4 protein-coding genes and 1 pseudogene are annotated in these 2,939 nt (G+C 43.7%); all 5 read left to right on the top strand.

The window, feature by feature from the left end:
• Positions 1-38: 38 nt before the first annotated feature.
• Positions 39-449, top strand: a pseudogene (locus LC574_RS33775) (hypothetical protein); the annotation flags it as partial.
• A 370-nt stretch (positions 450-819) separates the two neighbouring features.
• On the top strand, positions 820-981 hold the full coding sequence (locus LC574_RS33780) for a hypothetical protein (protein ID WP_229457965.1): 162 nt from the start codon (positions 820-822) through the stop codon (positions 979-981).
• 176 nt (positions 982-1,157) lie between these two features.
• On the top strand, positions 1,158-1,349 hold the full coding sequence (locus LC574_RS33785) for a hypothetical protein (RefSeq protein ID WP_229457967.1): 192 nt from the start codon (positions 1,158-1,160) through the stop codon (positions 1,347-1,349).
• Between the two features lie 60 nt (positions 1,350-1,409).
• Positions 1,410-1,865, top strand: coding sequence for a hypothetical protein (locus LC574_RS33790; RefSeq protein WP_229457968.1), 456 nt, complete (start codon positions 1,410-1,412; stop codon positions 1,863-1,865).
• A 16-nt stretch (positions 1,866-1,881) separates the two neighbouring features.
• A partial coding sequence (locus LC574_RS33795; RefSeq protein ID WP_229457970.1) for a strawberry notch family protein occupies positions 1,882-2,939 on the top strand: 1,058 nt, incomplete at its 3' end.

A 2,939-nucleotide genomic window follows, 5' to 3' on the forward strand; every position in this document is an offset into this window, starting at 1 on the left:
TTCGTTCTCTTCTGAGTCGCTATTTTGGAGTAGATATTATGGCTAAATTTAGTCGAACTTGGTGGGGCGATCGCTTTATTCAAGCACTAGAAGCTTTTACAGATGATAACCGACTCAAAAGAGGACGGTCTTATGCTAGCGGTGGTAAAGTTAAAAGCTTTGAGATTGACTTAAATAAAATTACCGCCAAAGTCAGAGGCTCAATTAATCCCTATTTTGGAGTCTACAAAGAACCAACTTATAATATAGAGATTCAGATTACACCTATTGCTAAAACACGTTGGAATGAAGCTATCCAAAAGCTTTCTTCTAAAGCCAGTATTATTTCTCGATTGCTGCTAAATGAAGTCCCGGAAAATATTGAAGATACTTTCTCTAATTTGGGACTACATTTATTGCCCCATAGTAGTAAGGATTTCAAAACTAAATGCTCTTGCCCAGATTATGCTTGTTAAAGAAGTGCAACAAACGAAGCGGATCAAAAATTATTCTAAGACCAAATCTACTGCAAAAACGACATCTACCAAAACGAAACAAAAAACAGGTAGACCACGCCAGAAAATTGCTTGATTACTGCTACCAGAAACGATTACTCCCTCGGCGATTCAGTCGGGGGATTTTTATATTCAATAATTTAATGATTATGCAAGCGGCTCACTGTGCGCTAGCTGTAGCGTTAAAATTTGCTCCAGTGATTCAGACTTTGCCATCGCGCGACAGCATCTAGAAGCAGCAATCGAACTTTCTGGAGAATACCACAAGTTGTACTGGAGTATTTTCTGGAATACATCAAGTGAAAGAACAAAAAGGTGAATTCGCTTGAAGTGCAATCAACTGGCTTTTGACACGTATTCACAGATGATGAGGAAAGCTTGTCTGGTGAATGAATATGCTACCAATCAGACATCTAAACGTATACCACCGCCTAAATCGTGGCAAGAATTGATTCACTATCTCGAATGTGCTTGTCTTTTGGATTGAGGAGGAGCATCCGGGTGAAATTCAGATCAAGCAATTGAGCATACTTTGACCGAACAATTCGCTTTTTCCCATTGCGAATGGGAAAAAGCGAATTAAAAATGACTACTGCATCTGGGGGGATGCCTAGAGATGTTATGGCTACGCCAAATTTCGAGTGAAAATTAATATGTATAAATATGGTGAGCCAAATCGCTACACAAGGTTCTCTGTTTGACCTAATCTCTGTCTTAGACTACGGACAATCAGTGGTCAATGTTGCCCAAGAACTAGTTAAAACTTTACTTGAGAAGCGTCCCCTGACAACAAAAACAATCTCTTCACAGATGAATCGGTACTTTCTTGGCACTGCGGCAGAGGGGGCTTGGTAGTGGAAAGATGCTTATGAGGCTGTAGAGGTAGCACTTATCCTATATCTGCGACGTAAAGGATTGCCACAAAATCCTCTCTTAGAATTGCAACTTCTTGAATCGCTTTGCCCCACTCACACCCGCCGTTCTGAAGAACAGTTAAAGCTACAACAGTTCTCTACACCCTTGCCCCTGGCTTACTTGGTAGCAATGGCTGGACAAATATGTAGTGATGACCTTGTGCTAGAGCCATCTGCGGGAACCGGGATTTTGGCTCAGTTTGCCAAACTCAAAGGTGCAAGCCTGATGCTTAACGAACTGGCAGAAGACAGAAGTAAAATCCTGCGACGCTTGTTTGGGGGTGTTCCGTTATTCGGTGTAAATGCCGAACAAATCAACGATTACCTAGCGGGTAAAACTCAACCATCTGTAGTGCTGATGAATCCACCGTTTTCATCATCGCCCAAGGTGAGAAATCGCAACCCAGATGCCACACCACGTCATATCAACTCAGCATTGCAAAGGCTGGTAATCTGAAGCACAACTTGAAAGCGTGATTTACGCTGGTCTTGCCCACTCAGGATTTCTCACAGGTTCCTACTTTGTGGATGACTCCCTTGATAACGTGACAGTCGCGGCGTACAATGAGCAAAACACTGTGAGGTTCAGACGCGGCTGGTTTCTTGGCGACTCCACAGGTTCTGGTAAGGGGCGGCAAGTCGCTGGTATCATTTTAGACAATTGGTGTCAGGGACGACGAAAAGCGATCTGGGTATCAAAAAGTTCTGCGCTGATTGAGGATGCAAGACGTGATTGGTGTGCGCTGGGTGGTAGTGAAAAAGACATCATCGACCTCGGCAATATCAAACTAGGTGATCCAATCCCCTTTTCGCAAGGTGTTCTCTTTGCTACATACTCTACTTTAAGATCCCAGAAGGGTGGTAAAAGTCGGCTTAAGCAAATCATTGAATGGGCAGGCAAGGAGTTTGATGGTGCGATCGCCTTTGATGAGTGCCATTCGATGGGTAATGCGATGGCACAAGAGGGTCAGCTTGGAATGGTCAAAGCATCTATGCAAGGTATCGTCGGTCTTCGGCTACAAAACGCATTGCCCTCTTCTCGGATTGTCTACGTGTCAGCTACCGGGGCAACTATTGTTTCAAACCTTTCCTATGCCAATCGCCTGGGACTATGGCAGACTGGTGACTTCCCGTTTACCTCCCGTGAAGATTTTGTGGAATCCATTGAAGTGGGTGGCATTGCGGCGATGGAAGTTGTTGCCAGGGATTTGAAAGCGCTGGGATTATACTTGGCGCGATCGCTCAGTTTTGAGGGAGTTGAATATGACACATTGGAGATTGACTTAACTCCTACCCAAGAAAGAATCTACGACAGTTATGCCGACGCTTTTCAAATTATCCACAATAACTTGCACAAAGCATTGGAGGCGTGTAACATTTCTGGCTCAAAAACATACAATCGCATGGCTAAAATGTCTGCGATGTCTCAGTTTGAATCGCATAAACAACGATTCTTTAATCATCTATTAACCGGGATGAAATGCCCGAAACTAATCAACGCCATTGAGCAAGATATCGCCCAGGGTTACGC

Source organism: Nostoc sp. CHAB 5715, from assembly GCF_020829685.1.
Classification (GTDB): domain Bacteria; phylum Cyanobacteriota; class Cyanobacteriia; order Cyanobacteriales; family Nostocaceae; genus Nostoc.